We start from the raw sequence: 18,604 nt of genomic DNA, 5'->3' as shown, positions 1-18,604 counted from the left end.
GAAGCGGGTTAGGCAAGCGTTAGGGAATGTGACATGCCTATCGAGGTGAACAGCGCCGACCGCCGTCAGCAGATCGGTGAGGCCGGGGTGCGAATCATGCGCGAGCAGGGAATCGCAGGGCTGACGATGCGCGCGGTCGCCGAGGCGCTGGGGGGATCGACCAGCCTGGTCACCAACTACGTCCGCAACCGCACCCAACTGCTGGATCTGACACTGGAAACCCTTGCCCACCAATGGGACACCCAGCTAACCCAGCTGACCGGGCCACCCGATCAACAACTGCGCGACGCGGCCGCCTTGGCCGTGGACTGGCACGCCGACTCGGGTCCGGCCGTAGCGGTGTTGCTGATCCAGATCCTGGCCGAGAAGACCATCGACCCGCAGCGGCTGACCACCATCCACCGCGAGCTCGACCTTCTCCATCACCGGTTCGACGAAGTCGTCCGCGCCGCCGACGTCGCCGAACCAGACGCCGCGGCGGATCTGCTCTACCTCGTCTCCCGCGGCACCATGCTCACACTCGTGGAAAACCTCGGCGACTGGCCCGCAGACCGGCTCACCCGCGCCGCTGACCACCTGACCCGACTTCTGGGCACTAGTTCGCATGGCTGATGAGCTCGAGCGGGGTGTCGATGGCATTTAGCTGAATCGTCATGGCCGCGCCGGGGCACCAGGAGTTAGGTGCGGCGAGTTCGGCCCGGGGGCCACGCGGCCGGAGTTGGTGTTCCCACCGTGTCCGGCCGCACGGGACTATGAGCCAGCAAGAATTATTGGCGGGTCGAGTAGCTGATCGGGACTTCCCAGAGGTGATTGGGATTGAGTTCTCGTGCTTGGACTTTGAGGGCTGGTCCTGCGGTGTAGACCGCGATGGTCTGTCCGTCTCCGTCCGTCACCGTGAGTTGGGCGGGAATCGCGGTGCCGCTGGTCGCGACGAGCATCGCGGCCCCTTCCCGGTAGTGCAGGGCCAACGTAGCTTCGGGCTTGACCTCGGTGGCCGCAATCGCGCCCAGATCGGTGGTTTCGTTTGCCGGAACCACATCTTGATCGGCGGCGTCGGTTGCCTGGGTCGTACTCACGTCGGTGACCACACGGCGAGCAGGCTCGTCAGACATCAGCTTTTCTCCCTTGTGGTCGGCGAAATGCCAACAGGCCCTTATTGTTCCATGACGAGCCCGGTTGTCTGTCGAGGAAGACGGAATCGGTTCGACATCATCCGATATTGCCGCGACCCGCGCGTTCCGAGCGGATGGTGGCAGGCTCGCACTGGCTGGCCACCAACGCTTTTGGAAAGTCCGGATCTGCCGATGACCGAGCCTTCTGCTCCGGAGGCAGACCCATCACGGATTCGGCGTTCCGTGGTGGCTTCTGGCATGGGCCGCCATCCAGGCTCGTCTCCGCTGGCGGGGAGAGTGTGTGGTCGGAAGTGGAGGGTCGTTACACGGGGAACTGGTCGATGACGTTGTCGTAGGTGTGCTCGGCGTCGGTGAGGGCGAGGCGGCTGTAGATCTCGAGTTCGTCCATGCCAACGCAGCCAGGGACCGCCTTGGCACGGATACCGACCTCGTCGACTGGACCGCGCGGGTGGTGCGGAGTCGTCGCCGTCCCCGCACCACCGGTGGGTCAGTTCTTGGCGGCGATGGTGATGAAGTCGGCGATCGCGTCGGGTTGCCCGAACATGCTCGCGTGACCGGCTGCGACCTCGATGGTGGTCGCGCCCATGCGATCGGCCATCTCCCGTTGGCCGGCGACCGGGATCATCCGGTCGTTGGTGGAGAGGACGAAGTAGGTCGGCAGTGACTTCCACGCCGGTGGGCCGGCCGGTTCCAGCAGTGCGGCCAACGCGAGTGGTCGTTGGGCGACGGCCAACGCCGCCGCGGTGGTGGCGTCGACATCGGGGGCGATCATCTCGTGGTACTTCGCCGGGTCGACGGTCAGCTCGACGTTGGGTGGTTGGTCCGGTCCAGGTTCCGGGGCGCCGGGCGGGGCGGGGAACGGTCGGGATTGGGTGATCGTGGTGCCGGGTCCGCCGTACTGGCTGTCCAGTTGCACTGCCGACTCGCCCTCGTCCGGGGCGAACGCTGAGATGTAGACCAGTGCGGTGACGGCGTCGGTGGTGGCGTTGCCGATGACCACACCGCCGTAGGAATGTCCGACCAGGACCACCGGGCCGGTAACCCCGTCGAGCACGGACCTGATGTACGCGGCGTCATACCGCAGACCCCGCAGCGGGTTCGCAGGGACGATCACGGGAAAACCGCGCTGCTGCAGGATGCGGGTCACCGTGTCCCAGCCGGAGGCATCGGCGAAGGCGCCGTGCACCAGCACGACCGTGGGTTTACTCATGATGGGAACCTTTCCTCGAGAAGCCTGCTGTGCTGGTCAGAGAGTCACGTTGTCCATACGGCCAAGTCTGACGGTCATCGGGACGCACGCCCAGTGGCTGAATAGACATCTTCCGATAGTATTCAGACACATGGAGCCCCCTCGGGTAGCCGTGCTGGTTCTGGATGCGGTAGAGGCGCTGGAACTGGCGATGGCCGCCGACCCGTTCACCCAGCGCTCCGGCCGGCCCCACCACGTCGAACTGTGCACTCAGCGGCCCGGCCGGCCCGATCCCCACCACCGCCACGTTCCAGGTCACGGTGGCGCACGGCCTGGACCGGCTCGACAGGCACGCGGGCACCGTGGTCGTGCCAGGCTTCGAACCCCACGACCAACCCCTACCCCACCAGGTGACCGACGCCCCTGGCCCACGCCCACGACCGAGGTGCCCGCGTGCTGTCGATCCACACCGGCACGCTCACCCTGGCCGCGCGGCCGGGACTTCTTCCACACCGCTCTCACCATGGCCGACACCGACTTCGCCGGATGCTGATCGCCAGTCCGACGTACTGTCCGCCTCTCGGCCGAACGTCCTAGCCGCGACCCGCACGTTCCGAGCGGACAGCGGGCGGGCCGCTGATCGGTTGGCCACCAACGCCTCTGGAACGTCCGCCGCTGCCGAGGTTGCGAGCCTGGTGCTGATCGAGCATTTTCTGTGCGATCGGGCCGCACCGCGGCCCCATCGTCCGTACGGTTTACCTGGGGCCTGAACAATGTTGTTCGGCAAGCGATCTGCCACCATCAGTGTGTCGCGGCAGCGGCCTGCTGTACACGTACGCGATGCGCGACAACAAGGTGCTGCTGCTTGTGCAAAAACCGGGCGATGGCTCAGGCACGAACGCGGCCTACGCGGTGTTGGGCGACAAGTCAGCGATCAACAACATCTACCCACGCATCGCCGACGGTCTCGTTTGCCGCATCGACTTCTGAACAGCTGCATACCCTCGCCGTTCGAACCGGTCAGAGAGTAGCCGCTGGGCGCGCGGTTCGAACCGCACAGAGCGGACAGTCGGAAGATCAACGCGCCCAGGTCATTCGATGCCGACAATGCATGATCTACCGACTACTAGCAATGTCTGTCACGGCCAGGAGCCCAGTTCTGTTGCTGTACAGGTTCTTTCGTCGCTTGGCGGACGACGGCGAACTGAACCCGCACGATCAGCACCGCCGCCGACCAGATGGACCGTGTCAGTTCGGAACCGGACGACGTTTCATCAAGGCCCCCGCAGGACAAGAACTCCCATGAGATCACCGCAGACCTGGCGTCGTTCCGCGAGGAGATCACCGCCCACGACCCGCCCCACTCGTTCGAATACCGGTTCAATGCGCCGCTAAGTAGCCGACTGCTGCGCGTCGTCCTTATTGGGGCACAAGCGATTTGGCGTCGCCGATTCCTTCGGCTGCCACCCTCCTGCTTGGCATTGATCCCCGGTGAGGTGGGCCGTTTCGTTTTCCTGCTCGCCAGCAACGGCGGTGAGCGGCTGTTCGCATCCGGGGGTGGCTAGTGTCCCGCGTCGAAATCCAACCCCGCCGGGGACTGGTCGGGGTGTGGAGCTTGACGGCAAGGGGGTTGGGTGTTGTCAGGAGCTGGTGCGGGTGGGTTGGTTGGCGGAGAAGAAGCCAGCGACCACTGATCGGCTGTCCGACAATGCATCCGATGGAGGCGATCTGGTTGTGTGGCGCTGGTTCGATGCCCCGACGCCACACGCGGGTCGCTGACGGCAACCAGCCGATCAGCCACGCCTCAGACTCGATTACGCAAGTTGGCCGCAGTCCTCGATAGTGACACTGGCTTTCGGTGTTCCGTTCGATTGCCCCAGGGTTTCGATCTTTTTGACAATGTCTTTCCCCTCGAGCACCTGCCCGAAGACGACGTGCTTGTTGTCGAGCCAGGGCGCCGGCACGGTGGTGATGAGGAACTGGGAGCCGTTGGTGTTCGGTCCGCTGTTCGCCATCGACAGCAGGAACTCCTTGCTGTGCTGGAGTTTGAAGTTCTCGTCCTCGAACTCTGCGCCGTAGATACTCTCCCCGCCAGTGCCATTACCCTTGGTGAAGTCGCCGCCCTGCGCCATGAGTTGGGGGATGATGCGGTGAAACTTGGAGCCTTTGTAGTGCAGGGCGATGCCGGACTGGCCGAGGCCCTTCTCCCCGGTGCACAAGGCCCGGAAGTTCTCGGCAGTCTTCGGAACCACGTCCGCGAACAACTCGATCGTGATCCGCCCGTAGGGCTGCTGGGAGATGCTGATGTCGAAGTAGACCACGGGATTCTTTGATACCACGGCGGTTCCTCTTTCCGGACAACATCGGAGCTGTTGACGATCCACAGAAACGTCAACTGTACCAACACTTTTCGAACGTCCGTGCGGTTTCGTGGACATCCGGCCCGGCCCCAGATGCGCATCTCGGTTGTCCAACGCCGCACTCGGCAAAGCGATCCGAACCATCCGCGATTGCCGCCTACAGCGTTAACCGAACCAGCCAGCGCAGCACCTAGGCTCGTTCTACCAATGTCCGAACGGCAAACCGGCTCACCGGCAGTGCGCGCCTGGGATAGTTTTCAACCCCGAAATCGAGGTCTGCGACTTTGCCGTGGACATCAGCGAAGCACAGGTCTATGACTCGGCGGTCAAGAACGGTGTGGTTTCACCGGACCAGAGGTAGGCGACGGGCGAACTTTGATCGGGGCTCCACACCGTACCGGATCGAGGGTCCGATCCACCCCGCCCACAGCAGGACGGGTAGTCGTCGTGCGCCAATGATGGAGGCCAACAGCGACAGCGACTTCGAACAACATCCTCACCGACCTGACACTCGCGCCCGCGGTACCGATACACAACTACCTGCCCTGAGCACCAAACCCGGAGTCCAGAGTGATGCAAGCACACCCGGATGCCGGTGCTGACCGTATTGCGTTGTCACCGAAGCATTTCCGCAAGGCCAGGGAGGCGCTATCCGCCGGTATGGGGCAATCCTCCACAACGGACAGATCCACCGGCCGGGTGAGATCCAGCCGCCGCCGGACCGCGCGGGTGGTGGTGAGCAACTCGTCCGAATCGATGGCCGTCACAGCGCCCGAAAGGCTCACAGGCGTCCACTCGATTGAGCTGGCCACGTCAGGCGACAGAACGTAGATGCGATTCCAGGACGGCGATTCTGTGCCGAGCGGATTCACGATTGCTGGGTTCGGTTTCTACGTGTTCAATGCTCAACCGCCCGCAGAACGTGGTGATGATGTAGGCGGGCGTGTAGGGCATTTCCCGCATCGCCGCCGCGAGGTCGGGTCGCGGATTGTGATGAATGATGCCGCGAAAGTCCTCGAATTCGACACCGGCCGGCGACCGCAACGAGGGAATCCTGCCCCAGTTGGTGTCCGGAACAGTGTCGGGCCTCCCGTTTTTCAGGAATGACTCGGGAAAACGTAGGGCTGCTTGGTGAACGACACCCGCTGCGAGCTCGGACCGCAACTCTGCAGTGACGGCACGTGCCAAATCGGCAAGGGCGGTGGTAGCGCGCGAGGCCGTGAAGTTGGCATAGCCCAAAGCATTTGTTACTTCGGTGCGAGCCACGGCCGGTATCACCCGGGTACGCAAGTCCACCACGTAGCAGTACGGAATCTCGGCGATGGGGACATTCTTGATATCGGCTTCGGTCCGAAGGATCGCCGCGGTCACCAAGCCGTTGACCGTCACCTGCTGACGCCGCCCGAACTCGACAAGCGCGGTCGTGGCCACCGTGTCGAGCAGGCATCGCACTACCGGGTTCGAAACGGGTTGTCGCTCAGTAGCATTCGATCGCACCGACCCGGGATCGATCGCTACCGGGGTCGAAGGTTCCGCGTTGCCGAGACCGGACTCGGCGAACAACGTCTCCAACGACTCGGGATAACCGTGAGAAACCGCTTCCACGGTATTGCCTTGTGCCATATCGGTATAGAGCGACCACAGATCATCGAGCACCGCCAGTGCATACTGCCCGTCGGCGATGCTGTGGTAGGTCAACAACGTGACACTCGCGCGATCACCGTCGCGCACCACATGCAGACCCGACAGGACACGACCCGGGTCCAGATCAACGCCGTCCAGTGGGTCGCCGATATCTCCCTCGCATACGCTCATGCCCGGCAGCGGCGCGGACGGCCCAACGATCATGTGGCCACCCTCGGCCGCCTCCAGATGCATACCCAGCACGCAGTATCTACGTCGCAGAGCCTCGAACGCATCGGATAGGGCCGCCAAATCCAAAGGGCCACGCACCCGCACCGAACATCCGACAACCGTCCCGAGACGAGCCCACATCTCTTCACTGGGAGCCAACAACCGAACCGCGGTTTCCACCATGCCGAACTCCTCTACCTAGCGATACAGCTATTTGTCAGAGAGCTCTTGTTGAGCGGTGGAGCTCAGCGCCCTTAGGTGCCTGCGGTGGCTGCAGCTTCCGAGCCGACGATGTTCGCGTGATCGAGTACCCACAGCCAGGTTTCGTCGAATTGACGGCGGGCGACCTCGACGTAGATCGCACCATCGGGCAGGCGAGCTGAGATGAGCGCCAAATCTGTGCTGAGGAGTGTGGGCTGTAGCTGCTGCCCAGGCGCGAAAGTGGGCCGCTGCGCCACCAGCTGCTCGTATGCTGCGCGAATCTCTGTGGTCCCGGTGACGACACGCCCGCCCGGCATGGCCAGCGCCGCGTCTGGTTCGTAGAGCGCCACCACGCCGTCGACATCACCGGCGTTGAGCCGTTCTGCGAACAGGCGACCCAAATCCTCCGGTCGCCGCGCACGTCCGTGTTCTGCATTTGCCTCACTACTCATCAGGCGATAGCTCCTTCCGTGAACCAATGGACAGAGGTGGGTAGGGCGTGGACCACTCTTCGGCCGGGTCCCGCGTGATGGGACCGGACGCGCGGGCCGGGCAAGTCCTTCGTGCTCAGTTGCCCCAGCGGCCAGCGTTGGCAGAGGCTTCCAAAGCGGTTGTGTAAGGCGGGGTCTCGCGTTCCCGGATTTGGGCAGCGGCCAGGGTGTAGGGCAGCGACTTCTCCGGGCGGCGACGGGCTTGGGCGATGATTTCGTCGGCCATGGCTGTCGTCGAGGAGTGGCGAGGGTAGGCGCGGTGGATTTCGGCTGCCTGAGCGTCGGTGATGCACGCACTGTCGAGGTCGAAGTCGATACCGCTTCCGAGATGGGTGAGCTCGGTGAGCAGACCGAGACGTTGGGCGATTCCGACGCTGGTGTGCAGCGCGATCGCCTCCCACACCGCGTCCACATCCTTGGCGGCCATCCCCTTGCCGGTGAGGAATTCCGCCGCGAGGTCGGCGCCGTCGACCTCGAAACGCTGGTGCCGGTCTCCGCTATCGGTCAGCCCGATGTCGTGCAGCACGCAGGCATGGAACAACAGCTCCGGTGCCAGCTCCCGGTCGAGGTCGATACCGCGATGGCGGGCGAGCAAGCGGGCGAACAACCAACTGCGGACGCTGTGGTTGGCGACGGCGACACTTTCGGTGCTCGTGACGAGGTCGAGGACATCCCGGGCGAGCGGACTATCCGGAATCACCAGGACATCGCTCGCAGTGCAGGCCTCGGCATCGGCCTTCGCCGGGGCTGCGGTGCTGGTCAGAGATCCGTGGTTGGTCATACGGCCAAGTCTGATCAGCGAATGCCCGCGCGCCCAGTGGCTGAATAGACATCTTCCGATAGTATTCAGACACATGGAGCCACATCGGGTAGTCGTGCTGGTCCTGGATGCCGTCGAAGCTCTGGAACTGGCGATGGCCGCCGACCTGTTCAGCCGACGCTCCGGGCTGCCCTACCACGTCGAACTGTGTGCCCAGCGGCCCGGCCTGGTCCCTACCACTGCCGGATACCGGGTCGAAATACAACACGGCCTGGACATGCTCGACACCGCCGACACCGTCATCGTGCCCGGCTTCGAACCCCACGACCAACCCCTACCCCGCCAGGTCACCGACGCGCTGACCCGCGCGCACGACCGGGGCGCCCGCGTGCTGTCGATCTGCACCGGAGCGTTCGCCCTGGCCGCGGCCGGCCTACTCGACGGCCGCCGAGCCACCACCCACTGGCAACACGCCGACGAACTGGCCACCACCTACCCGACCGTGCAGGTCGAGCATGACGTCCTCTACATCGACGAGGAAACAATCCTGACCTCCGCCGGAGTCGCCGCCGGCATCGACCTGTGCCTGCACCTCATCCGCCGCGACCACGGCATCGGCGCCGCGAACCAGGTCGCTCGCCTGATCGTGGCCGCACCCCACCGCGACGGCGGCCAAGCCCAATACATCCAACGCCCCGTCCTCCCCGGGCACGGCTCCACCTTCGCCGACACCCTCACCTGGGCCCGCGACAACCTGCACGAAACCTTTACCGTCGGCGAAATGGCCCGCCGCGCAGGCATATCCGAACGCACACTGGTCCGCCGGTTCATCGCCGAACTAGGCCTCACCCCGATCCGCTGGCTCATCGCCGCCCGCATCGACCTCGCCTGCGAAATCCTCGAACGAGACGACTGTGGCATCGATGAACTGGCCCGCCGCGTCGGACTGGGCACGGCCCCCAATTTGCGTACGCACTTCCGACGCCTCGTCGGAACCACACCCGCGACCTACCGACGCACCTTCGGCAACCCCACCTAACAGGTCATGCCAGACCACAATCTCCTTCGAATGCTGAAGTGCCGCAAATTCTGTGGACCAATCGTGGACCAAGAGCGCGGTCCGCCAGGTCCACTGTGGAACCAATTGTGGACCACCCGTCATACCCGCTGCACCTGTAATCAGCGGGCAAGAGCTTTCGCCTTGCGTATCGACACCGGAACTATCATGTCAGCCGGCTCACACTCGCCCGGCCGCTCAACGTCGTGGCTTAGCTAAATCAAGTAACGGCTTCATAGCTCGTAGCTATGAATTGGTTGTGGAGATCATTACAGGGTCCATCAGCGCAGCGGTGGGAGCTCTCGCCAGTAGACCACTCAAATTTCGATCAGGCCGAATTGCCGTGAACGAAGATCCAGACTCGTTTGGATTTCACAGCCGCCCCCATCACGTCTACGTCCCGGTACTCCATCCCTCACAGCTCATGTCGCTCACTGACATGGGAGACCGCACCCGGTACAGCAAGCCGTACCAGTGGGTCGAAGCTCAAGACGGAGCCGACATCGCGACGACCTACTTTCAGTTCACCCTGCACGCGAAAGACGCAACGGTCGATGTCATCGGCGCAAAACCAATCGTCCAAGAGATAGAAGCTCGGCCCGGGATCGCGCTCGTGCCGCCCCCTTCGGGCGGGCCACTGCATCTTCGACACCTGTCGGTCAACCTCGATGTCGAGACCTTGGACCATCGAGACCTCGGCAACGCCCCTGTTGTTATCCGCGACCTGGACAATCCGGCCGCTCCCATCTCGCTGTTCGCAGTGTCGTTGAAGCCTGGGGAATCCGAACTCTTTCATGTAGCGGCCTTCACCGGACAACGAAGCGTCCAGTGGGGACTTCTACTGAAGATGCGCATCAACGGCAAGGCAAAAGACGAGCTCGTGACACGTCCCCACAAACGGCCGTTTGTGACACTCAAGCGGAACGACCCGGCCATCACCGCCCGATACGAGTTCGATCGAGGACATTGGGTTCCTCCGATGTTCGAGTAGGCGACACCCGTACATTTCATGCCAACGCACCTCACCTTCTGTGCGTGCGGCTTCCGAGCCGCGAACGATACCCGGATGATTCAGCTCAACCCCAAGCCGTTGACGCGTCCAGGCGCAGTTCCATGATCTCTTCGGCACCGAAATGCTCGCCGGTGGGCACGAACCCGGCGTTGATATACAAAGCTCGCGCTCGCTCGTTGCCCTGCCCGACGCCGAGCCGGATCAGAGGCGCGGCCAGATCATCGCGAACATGGGCGATCACCGCGCGCAGAGCCGCAGCGCCGAAACCGTTGCCTTGCGCGTTTTGTCGATCATCAACCGGTACAGCCAGAACTGACCATCATCCTGATCAGTGCCATACATCACTAACCCCACCGCCTCACCCGCCACCCGCACGGCCCGAGTCAGAAACCCAGGCAGGAAACGACTTTCGGCAATCGAATACAGATTGGTCGCAACAAGTCCACTCTGATCATCCGCCACGGTCAGCTCAGCGACGTCCTCCCACGTGTCCGCACACAGGTCACTCAACTCCGCACCGATCGACATACGGAAAGTAATAGATCCTCAACGCGACCGTGTCACCTTGATTTCCGCCCACCATCGTCCCGACGGCCAGCAGCGGACAGGCGAACACGCACGAGGATTGGGCACCAAAAATCCGGGCGATTCGCCCGTAGTCGCGGTCGCCGGTGGCGCGGTCGATCGCGCGTCCGACCGCTGGCGGTAGTGGGGATCAGGGCGAGTTTCGAGTCTTTCCGATCACGCGCAGCACGCGGTGGCCGTGTTCCTCACCGATGTCCTCGACGTCGGACTTGCATGCCTCGAAGATCCGCAATCCGAGCAGTCCGGCATCAGGACGAGCGCGAAGTCGAACCGGTTGGCACCACTTTCAGCTCCGGCGGTAGCTACCAGTCGTCCGCGACGCCGATACCGCTCCCACCTATCTCGCCGAACTCGAATCCCGCCCCCTACCGGGCTGACAGACGCACCAATTATTGCAACGGCACCGAGTCGGGTTTATCCTGCTAGAGCACCCGATTCGTCGGGTTATCCCGGTACCCGCCGCTGCGGAGCCGGATGTATCGCCCAGTCGGGCGTCTTCGATCTCGCAACGATCCGACCTTTTCGCTGCCGCAGACGGTAGCGGCATTCTCCGCGTCGCCGTAGATATCGCCGCAAGCCACGAGAACAACGCGAGTCAACTCGAGTGCGGTCGAACATGGCCGCCTGAGCTACCGATCAGCTACCAACAGAAGGCTTGCGTGCGGCTTTGAGGTAGAGGAGGTTCAGTGATGCCAGCGACAGTCAATTCCCATGCAGCAACATCGGAGAACACTCTGTGCGGGAGCGCATGATGCGCGTCCGCGTCGGGGAAACCCGTGACCATCGCCTGGCCGTAACGAGCGATCGTCGCGAACCGCCGGATCTACGCCGGTTGAGCCGAGCGGTTATAGCGCTGGCCAAGGAGTCGAAGGAGGTGGAGGAGACCAAGTGAAAGAATCGGGCATCCCAGAACCAGCAGTCGCGTACCTGCGCGTTTCGGACAAGAAACAACTGAATACAGCCGTCGATATCGACCCGGACGGTAACTCGATCGCCACCCAGCGCACTGTCGTGGAACAGCGCGCCGATTCACTGCCGGCGTCGATCGTCAAGGAGTTCGTCGAGCCCGGCATCTCTGCGCAGACCATTGAGAAGCGGCCCGCATTCCAGGAGATGATCGCGTACCTCCAGGAAAATCCGCGGATCAAGTATGTCATCGTGTACGCCCGGTCCCGCGCGTTCCGCAACTATATCGACGCCGCGGTCACCAAACGACAGCTCGACAACATGGGCGTGAAACTGATCTCGGCCCGCGAGGATTTCGGCGAGGGCATCTACGCCGACATGATGGCCGCCATCACCGACATCTTCAACGACACCCAGAACAAGCTGTCCGGCCAGGACATCAGTATCAAGATGCTGAACAAAGCCATGAACGGCGGCACATGCAGCCGGGCTAAGCTCGGATATGTCAACGCCCGCATAAGTTTTGAGGGCCGCCCAGTCAACACTATCAAGATCGATGAGGAGCGGGCACCGTTGGTCGTGCGAGCCTGGGAGCTCTACGCCACCGGGACCTACACGATTGACGAACTCGAGGCAGCGATGGCCGATCTCGGGCTTACTTCGCGCCCCACCAGCCGGTGTCCAGGACGCCGGCCAGTGTCCGCAGCCACCCTGCACAACATGCTCAGAGATCCGTACTACGTCGGGTACGTCATCTGGAAAGAGGCAGATGTATCCCGGGCGCCATGAGCCACTCATAAGCCACGAGCTGTACGACCGCGTACAAGACGTCCTTCGACAGCGCAGCGCTAACGGCAACCGAGACCGGGTGCACAACCACTACCTCAAGGGCTTCCTGTTCTGCTCCCGGTGCCGCGCGGACGGGGAATGCTCCCGCCTCGTCTTCAATCAGTCCACCGGCCGCAACGGCGTTCCGTACGCATATTTCGTGTGCGGCACAAGCAAACAGGACCTGTGCGACCTTCCGCACCTGCCGTGCGCGCTCGTCGAGGACGCCATCGCCGACCACTACCGCACGTTGCGGCTACCCGGAGACTTCGCTACCGAAGCACGTTCCCTACTGGAACAAGCCGTCAGGGACGAGCAGGCCACCACGCGTGAACTGCACGCGCGACTCAATCGCCAGCTGAAGGAACTCGACCAGAAGGAAACTAGACTCATCGACTTGCTCGCCGACGGTTCGATGCCCCAGGCGAAGGTTCGCATGAAGCTGATCGAGCTCAAGAGCCAACGCAAGCGCCTCGAAGCCGGGCTGGCCAACACATCTGAGGAACTCGCTATCGGCACTAGCGTGCTCCGGCATGCGCTGGACCTCATCGCCGATCCACACACCCTCTACCGCGATGCCAACCACGAGGTGCGTCGACTGCTGAACGAGACGTTCTACCGACGCTTCTACATCGATGACCTGGAAGACGTACTGGCGCCCGTCGTCATGGACGAGAAGACCCAGGTATTCGCCGATCTCCACGAGACGGCCCGAACCTGCCACCGACCTCCAACGAGGCCGAGGTCGAAGCAGGCCCAGAAACGACGAAACACCGCCCAACAACGAACGGACGGTGTTTCGAATAAGCCCTCTATGGTGGTCCCAGCTGGTTTCGAACCAGCGACCTTCCGCGTGTGAGGCGGACGCTCTCCCGCTGAGCTATGGGACCTGAACTCATGCCACATGGTGGCGGGCCGGAGGGCGGGGGACGCCTTCCGAACGAGATGGAACATTAGCATGCGGCACCGGCGGTTCACCAAATCGCCACCCGGACAGGGGCGGAACGTGCTGGGCGGCAGTCCGTCTCGATGGCAGGGTGCGGGCCTGCCGGCCCCACCGATCGGGCCGGCGAATCCTCCCCAACCACACCGGCCACCTCCGCCACACTGGCAACCTCGCCGATTTCCCCCGTTCTACCAGCGGATTTGTAGCTTTCACCGGGCGTCCGCTAATGTTCTGTCTCGCACCACGGAGGCCACAACGGCCACCGAGATGCAGAATGCGGATGTAGCGCAGTGGTAGCGCATCACCTTGCCAAGGTGAGGGTCGCGGGTTCGAATCCCGTCATCCGCTCGAAGAGGTAGGGCCAGGCAATAGTTTAGCCGTCCCCCTTCGCACGGTGGAGTGGCCGAGTGGTGAGGCAACGGCCTGCAAAGCCGTGCACACGGGTTCGATTCCCGTCTCCACCTCGCGCGATTAGCTCAGCGGGAGAGCGCTTCCCTGACACGGAAGAGGTCACTGGTTCAATCCCAGTATCGCGCACCACCGTAGTACCAGGTCAGGCCCCCTTTCGAGGGGGCCTTTCTTGTTTCGTGGGCTATCCGTGAACTGACCGGCCCGGAAGTGGTGGTCGAGCCGCCCTTGCTCCGGCCGAGATGGGCCGATGGCGTTGCGAGGACACGGGTTTCGGCTGATCTGGTGGTGATCGGGAACTGATCTTTGGGGTCTGGGTGGTCCGTAGGTTGGCTGGTGGGTCGGGCCACTTGATCGGAGAGTTGTACATGCGTCACAAGTTGGGCTTCGGCCTGGGTGTTGCTGCCTTGTTCGCGAGTGTGGTGGGGATACTGGCGCCGCAGGCTGTTGCGCAGGAGTTGGTGCCTGGGGTTTCGTGCGATGGGTTTGTGTGTCGGAATGACACTGATGACACGTATCGGGTTGAGGGGGTCGCCTCGTGTACGGATTGGTCTGAGCGGGAGATCACGCGGCATGTGCCGGTGCGGCAGCGGGTTCGGCCGCATGCGACGGTCACGATCAGTGTGTTTTGTGGGGAGCCCGGAGATGTTTCGGAGAAGGCGCTGTGGATCGATTACCGCGGTGCGGTGGTCGATAACACGCCGCGGACGGGTTCTGCTGGGTAGCTGATCGGCGTGCCGCGGGAATGTGATGCCGTGCCGGCGGTTTCTGTTCCCGCGGCCGGGGGGCGGCAGGATCGGGGAGACTGGGTGGATGGCACCGCCTGAGCTGGATGCACGACCCGAGTGGCGATGGACCGGGAACTCACACTTCCTGGTTGCCGCGCTTGTCGATGGTCGGTGGTGGGTGTTGCGGATGAACAGCTTTCCCGATCATGCGCTGTGGACGTTGTTCGTCGACGGTGTGGTGCGCTTCGATATCGATGATGTTCCGTCGACTTGGGGACAGCCGTTGGATCGGTCCGCTCCGACGTTGGAGTCCGGCATCGCCGAGGAGATATTGGCGCCCATCGAGGGTCTCGTGGCCTACGGCAGTGAAGTCGGGCGGCCCTGCGACGATCCGTTCTGTTGCGGTTGACGCGCTAGAAGTCGAGGAAACGGACGTCTTTGGCGTTGTGGGTGATGAAGGTGCGGCGGGCTTCTACGTCTTCACCCATGAGGATGCTGAAGAGTTCGTCGGCCGCGGCGGCGTCGTCCAGCGTTACTTGGCGCAGGACGCGGACGGAGGGGTCCATGGTGGTTTCCCAGAGTTCTTTGGGGTTCATTTCGCCGAGGCCCTTGTAGCGCTGGACGCCGTCGTCGCGGTTGATCTTCTTGCCTGCGGCCAGCCCCTCGGCGAGCAGGGCGTCGCGTTCGCGGTCGGAGTAGGCGAAGTCGGGATCGCTGCGCTGCCATTTGAGTTTGTACAGCGGCGGCTGGGCCAGGTAGACGTGGCCTTGTTCGATGAGGGGGCGCATGAAGCGGAACAGCAGCGTCAACAGCAGCGTCGCGATGTGCTGGCCGTCGACGTCGGCGTCGGCCATCAGCACGATCTTGTGATAGCGCAGCTTGGCGATATCGAACTCGTCGTGGATGCCGGTGCCGAACGCGGTGATGATCGACTGGACTTCGTTGTTCTTCAATACCCGGTCGATGCGCGCCTTCTCGACGTTGATGATCTTTCCGCGTAACGGCAGGATCGCCTGGTACATCGAGTCGCGCCCGGACTTGGCCGAACCACCGGCGGAGTCGCCCTCGACGATGTAAATCTCGGATTTCCGCGGATCCTTGGACCGGCAGTCGGCCAGCTTGCCCGGCAAACCACCGAGGTCGTTGGCGCTCTTGCGGCGGACGAGTTCGCGGGCCTTGCGGGCGGCGGTACGCGCTTGGGCGGACGAGACAGCCTTGGTGACAATGGTTTTGGCGTCGGCGGGGTTGGCTTCGAACCAGTGCGTGAGATGCTCGTTGCAGGTGCGCTGGACGAACGATCTGACCTCGGTATTACCGAGTTTGATCTTGGTCTGCGCCTCGAACTGCGGTTCGGCGACACGCACGCTCACGATAGCGGTGAGACCCTCGCGGATGTCGTCACCTGTGAGGTTGTTGTCCTTCTCCTTGAGCAGCTTCTTGTCCTTGGCGTACTTGTTGACCACGGTGGTCAGCGCCGCGCGGAAGCCCTCTTCGTGGGTGCCGCCCTCGTGGGTGTTGATGGTGTTGGCGAAGCTGTGCACCGACTCGGAGTAGCCGGAGTTCCACTGCATCGCGACCTCGAGCTCGTGGCCTGGACCCGAGCCGGTGAACGAGACGACCGAGTTGTGGATCGGCTGTTTGGTCCGGTTCAGGTGGCGGACAAAGTCTTCCAGCCCGCCCGGGTAGTAGTAGGTGCGTGTTTTCGTCTGCTCGACCGGGACTTCCTCGGCCTGCTTGGGCGGCTCGGCGATCTCACCGACCACCTCCTCGGCGGCCCGCTCATCGGTCAAGACGATCGTCAACCCCTTGTTCAGGAACGCCATCTCCTGCATGCGCCGCGCGACCGTGTCGAAGTTGAACGTGATGGTTTCGAAGATGTCCGGATCCGGCCAGAACCGCGTGGTGTTGCCGGTTCGCTTGGTCGGCGCACCGCGCACCAGTTCCTCCGGCTTGGCGCGCAGATAGTTCTGCGTCCAGTGGTAGCCGTCGCGATCGATCTCCAACTCGACGCGGGTCGACAACGCGTTCACGACCGACAGCCCCACGCCGTGCAGGCCACCGGCCACCGCGTAGGTGTTGGAGTCGAACTTGCCGCCGGCGTGCAGTTGGGTCATCACGACTTCGACTGTCGGTACGCCTTTTTCGTGCATTTCGACGGGGATTCCGCGGCCGTCGTCGGCCACTTCGACGCCGCCGTCGGCCAGCAGCGTGACGTCGATCCGCGTGGCGTATCCGGCCATCGCCTCGTCGACGGAGTTGTCGACGATCTCCCGGACCAGGTGGTGCAGCCCGCGCTCGCTGGTGGAACCGATGTACATGCTGGGACGCTTGCGGACCGCCTCTAGCCCCTCTAGGACCGTGACGGACGAGGCGTCGTAGTCGTCCGCCCGCTTCTTGCTCGAGTCGTTGGATCTGGAGTCTTTGGCAGCCACTGGTCGGTAGCCCTCCCTCTTGCTGATCTCCGACGCAGCGGCAAACGCACACGGAAAGGCCCAGGGGTGACGGTGCTGAGAAGTACGGGTCCTCGCGCGTGCTGCGCGCTACGCGCCGAAGGGTTCGCCGCTAGTTACTTTTCCATCATAGCTAAAGATCGTCCAGAGATGCCCATTCGACACGTCCAGCGTCATCGCAAACCCTTTGAAACCCACCAAGTCGATCCCCCCTATTCGAGCTTCGCTACCAGACGCTCCACGGGCACGCCAGACGTCAAACGAGGGAAATCCGCCTAACCCACGAAAATCGCAAGACATGACGTATCAACTGACGGACTACACGCAAGCTGCCCGGCCCAGGAGGCTCCATCAGCCCTGACAAGCCGAACGCCCCATGCCGACGATCACGCGGATCGCAGGCAGGGGGCGAATGTGCCGATGACAGTTGAGAATTCGGCCCTAGATCATGGCCGCAGGGGTAGCAGAGACCAGACCTCCATCGATGAGCAGGTCGTGACCGTTGATGTAGGCACCCTCATCAGAAGCGAGGAAGGCAACCGCAGCAGCAACCTCCTCGGACGTCCCGATGCGCCCCGCGGCCACGGTGGCAACGACAGCCTCCCGCACCTCATCCGAAGCCTCAGCCTCGAACGCCGGAGTCGCCGTGTAACCAGGGCTCACCGAGTTGACCCGAATTCGCCTGGGCGCCAACTCGGCCGCCAACGTGCGCGCCAGATTCTGCACGGCCGCCTTGCTCGCCGAGTAGAGGGCAGCACCGGGACTGCCGCGATGCAGCGCGAACGACGCGTTGATCACGATCGCCCCATGGTCGACCAGCAACGGCAGGGTCTTCTGAATGGTGAAGAACGCCGCTTTGAAGTTGATGTCGACAACCCGATAGAACTCATCCTCGGTGACGTCGGCGACCTGCTGAAACGCACCGATCCCCGCATTCGCGAACACCACGTCCAGCCGCCCGAACCGGCCCTCGATCGCGGCCGTCAGCGCATCGAGGTCGGCGAGATTCGCGGCGTCACCGGCAACCGCGAGCACCCGCTCCCCCGCGTCCAACTCCTTGACCGCAGCGTCGAGCCGACCTTTGTCACGACCAGTGATGACCACCCGCGCACCCTCGTCGAGCAGGCGACGCGCGGTCGCCGATCCCATGCCGCTGGTGCCGCCGGTGATGAGGGCGATCTTGTCGTCGAATCGGGAACTGCTAGCGCGCATCGGGGGCGACCTTTCAAGACAGTTGAACTGTTCAAAGACTTACGTACAGTTCAACTGTTTGTCAACAATGGAGCTATTCTGGATCGCGTGATGACGGCACATCCCGAGCGGGCGCAGATCCAGTTGGCGAACGTGCTCTCCGCTGTCGGAAATCCGCTGCGGTTGTGCATCGTTCGGGTACTGGCCGACGGATGCGAGCACACCTGCGGCTCCATCGTGGACGGTGTGCCGAAGTCGAACCTGACTCACCACTACCGGGTACTGCGCGACGCGGGCATCATCTGGCAGCGCGTGTCCGGCCGCGAGACCCTGCAGTCGCTGCGCCGCGAGGACCTCGACGCCCGCTTCCCCGGCTTGCTCGATTCCCTGCTCGCGGCGGCACGCAGCGAGGCCGAGGACCCGATCGCCGCAGCTCAGCGCCGATAACCCCGACCCGTGAATTTCGAACCAGCGCAGTCGATTTGAGGATTACCAAAAGTGTAAT

General features: G+C 63.2%; 18 protein-coding genes, 4 tRNA genes and 1 pseudogene. 11 read left to right on the top strand and 12 right to left on the bottom strand.

All coding sequences use genetic code 11. The features are described 5' to 3' along the window. The first annotated feature begins 33 nt into the window (after positions 1–33). Complete coding sequence (locus tag ACIBK2_RS12685) at positions 34–612, top strand: TetR/AcrR family transcriptional regulator (RefSeq protein WP_396966563.1); 579 nt, start codon at positions 34–36, stop codon at positions 610–612. A gap of 155 nt (positions 613–767) precedes the next feature. On the opposite strand, the gene ACIBK2_RS12680 is transcribed toward ACIBK2_RS12685, so the two are convergent. After that, complete coding sequence (locus ACIBK2_RS12680) at positions 768–1,112, bottom strand: hypothetical protein (protein WP_396966560.1); 345 nt, start codon at positions 1,110–1,112, stop codon at positions 768–770. A 508-nt stretch (positions 1,113–1,620) separates the two neighbouring features. Continuing rightward, on the bottom strand, positions 1,621–2,343 hold the full coding sequence (locus ACIBK2_RS12675) for an alpha/beta fold hydrolase (RefSeq protein ID WP_396966558.1): 723 nt from the start codon (positions 2,341–2,343) through the stop codon (positions 1,621–1,623). A gap of 819 nt (positions 2,344–3,162) precedes the next feature. Here ACIBK2_RS12675 and ACIBK2_RS12670 point away from each other — a divergent pair. Continuing rightward, positions 3,163–3,312 carry a hypothetical protein gene (locus tag ACIBK2_RS12670; protein WP_396966556.1) on the top strand — a complete coding sequence of 50 codons (150 nt, stop codon included), beginning with the start codon at positions 3,163–3,165 and terminating at the stop codon, positions 3,310–3,312. Positions 3,313–4,136: 824 nt separating this feature from the next. Here the strand turns inward: ACIBK2_RS12670 and ACIBK2_RS12665 are convergent. Continuing rightward, complete coding sequence (locus ACIBK2_RS12665; RefSeq protein WP_396966554.1) at positions 4,137–4,643, bottom strand: peptidylprolyl isomerase; 507 nt, start codon at positions 4,641–4,643, stop codon at positions 4,137–4,139. A gap of 247 nt (positions 4,644–4,890) precedes the next feature. Here ACIBK2_RS12665 and ACIBK2_RS12660 point away from each other — a divergent pair. After that, positions 4,891–5,043: pseudogene (locus ACIBK2_RS12660) on the top strand (carbohydrate-binding module family 14 protein); the annotation flags it as partial. 452 nt (positions 5,044–5,495) lie between these two features. Here ACIBK2_RS12660 and ACIBK2_RS12655 read toward each other — a convergent pair. The 3 genes from ACIBK2_RS12655 to ACIBK2_RS12645 all read right to left on the bottom strand — a co-directional run bounded on the left by ACIBK2_RS12655 (position 5,496) and on the right by ACIBK2_RS12645 (position 8,009). After that, positions 5,496–6,719, bottom strand: a complete 1,224-nt coding sequence (locus ACIBK2_RS12655; protein ID WP_396966553.1) for a hypothetical protein — start codon at positions 6,717–6,719, stop codon at positions 5,496–5,498. A gap of 71 nt (positions 6,720–6,790) precedes the next feature. Then, entirely contained in the window at positions 6,791–7,189 is a 399-nt protein-coding gene (locus tag ACIBK2_RS12650; RefSeq protein WP_396966550.1) for a YybH family protein, read from the bottom strand. A 115-nt stretch (positions 7,190–7,304) separates the two neighbouring features. Next, positions 7,305–8,009 (bottom strand): HD domain-containing protein, encoded by a 705-nt coding sequence (locus tag ACIBK2_RS12645; RefSeq protein ID WP_396966548.1) that lies wholly within the window; start codon positions 8,007–8,009, stop codon positions 7,305–7,307. 73 nt (positions 8,010–8,082) lie between these two features. Between ACIBK2_RS12645 and ACIBK2_RS12640 the strand changes: the two genes are divergently transcribed. Both ACIBK2_RS12640 and ACIBK2_RS12635 read left to right on the top strand, forming a co-directional pair. After that, positions 8,083–9,027, top strand: coding sequence for a DJ-1/PfpI family protein (locus tag ACIBK2_RS12640; RefSeq protein ID WP_396966546.1), 945 nt, complete (start codon positions 8,083–8,085; stop codon positions 9,025–9,027). 442 nt (positions 9,028–9,469) lie between these two features. Beyond that, entirely contained in the window at positions 9,470–10,036 is a 567-nt protein-coding gene (locus tag ACIBK2_RS12635) for a hypothetical protein (protein WP_396966544.1), read from the top strand. An 85-nt stretch (positions 10,037–10,121) separates the two neighbouring features. On the opposite strand, the gene ACIBK2_RS12630 is transcribed toward ACIBK2_RS12635, so the two are convergent. After that, complete coding sequence (locus ACIBK2_RS12630) at positions 10,122–10,298, bottom strand: hypothetical protein (protein ID WP_396966542.1); 177 nt, start codon at positions 10,296–10,298, stop codon at positions 10,122–10,124. After that, entirely contained in the window at positions 10,295–10,585 is a 291-nt protein-coding gene (locus ACIBK2_RS12625; RefSeq protein WP_396966540.1) for a hypothetical protein, read from the bottom strand. The genes ACIBK2_RS12630 and ACIBK2_RS12625 overlap by 4 nt, the downstream gene beginning before the upstream one ends. 945 nt (positions 10,586–11,530) lie before the next feature. Here ACIBK2_RS12625 and ACIBK2_RS12620 point away from each other — a divergent pair. Continuing rightward, complete coding sequence (locus ACIBK2_RS12620; protein ID WP_396966538.1) at positions 11,531–12,337, top strand: recombinase family protein; 807 nt, start codon at positions 11,531–11,533, stop codon at positions 12,335–12,337. Positions 12,338–12,665: 328 nt separating this feature from the next. On the opposite strand, the gene ACIBK2_RS12615 is transcribed toward ACIBK2_RS12620, so the two are convergent. Both ACIBK2_RS12615 and ACIBK2_RS12610 read right to left on the bottom strand, forming a co-directional pair. After that, positions 12,666–13,100: a hypothetical protein gene (locus ACIBK2_RS12615; RefSeq protein ID WP_396966536.1), complete on the bottom strand. Its 435-nt coding sequence runs from the start codon at positions 13,098–13,100 to the stop codon at positions 12,666–12,668. Positions 13,101–13,191: 91 nt separating this feature from the next. After that, positions 13,192–13,266 (bottom strand) — tRNA-Val (locus ACIBK2_RS12610). Positions 13,267–13,598: 332 nt separating this feature from the next. On the opposite strand from ACIBK2_RS12610, the gene ACIBK2_RS12605 reads away from it, so the two are divergent. From ACIBK2_RS12605 to ACIBK2_RS12590, 4 genes are all read left to right on the top strand, one after another. Continuing rightward, positions 13,599–13,670, top strand: a tRNA-Gly gene (locus ACIBK2_RS12605). 45 nt (positions 13,671–13,715) lie between these two features. Beyond that, positions 13,716–13,786 (top strand) — tRNA-Cys (locus tag ACIBK2_RS12600). Position 13,787: 1 nt separating this feature from the next. Then, positions 13,788–13,862, top strand: a tRNA-Val gene (locus ACIBK2_RS12595). Positions 13,863–14,543: 681 nt separating this feature from the next. Beyond that, complete coding sequence (locus ACIBK2_RS12590; RefSeq protein WP_396966534.1) at positions 14,544–14,867, top strand: hypothetical protein; 324 nt, start codon at positions 14,544–14,546, stop codon at positions 14,865–14,867. Positions 14,868–14,871: 4 nt separating this feature from the next. Here the strand turns inward: ACIBK2_RS12590 and gyrB are convergent, their stop codons facing one another. Beyond that, positions 14,872–16,890: a DNA topoisomerase (ATP-hydrolyzing) subunit B gene (gene gyrB / locus ACIBK2_RS12585; protein WP_396966532.1), complete on the bottom strand. Its 2,019-nt coding sequence runs from the start codon at positions 16,888–16,890 to the stop codon at positions 14,872–14,874. A gap of 459 nt (positions 16,891–17,349) precedes the next feature. Further along, positions 17,350–18,120 (bottom strand): glucose 1-dehydrogenase, encoded by a 771-nt coding sequence (locus ACIBK2_RS12580; protein WP_396966530.1) that lies wholly within the window; start codon positions 18,118–18,120, stop codon positions 17,350–17,352. 90 nt (positions 18,121–18,210) lie between these two features. Here ACIBK2_RS12580 and ACIBK2_RS12575 point away from each other — a divergent pair, with 90 nt between their 5' ends. Next, the gene (locus ACIBK2_RS12575; protein ID WP_396967215.1) at positions 18,211–18,546 is read left to right on the top strand and encodes an ArsR/SmtB family transcription factor; all 336 of its coding nucleotides are present in this window, start codon (positions 18,211–18,213) and stop codon (positions 18,544–18,546) included. Positions 18,547–18,604: the final 58 nt, after the last annotated feature.

The organism is Nocardia sp. NPDC050175 (assembly GCF_044459885.1).
Taxonomy (GTDB): Bacteria; Actinomycetota; Actinomycetes; order Mycobacteriales; family Mycobacteriaceae; genus Nocardia.
Note: the sequence above shows the minus strand (reverse complement) of the source record. Positions and strands in the feature narration are given on the sequence as shown.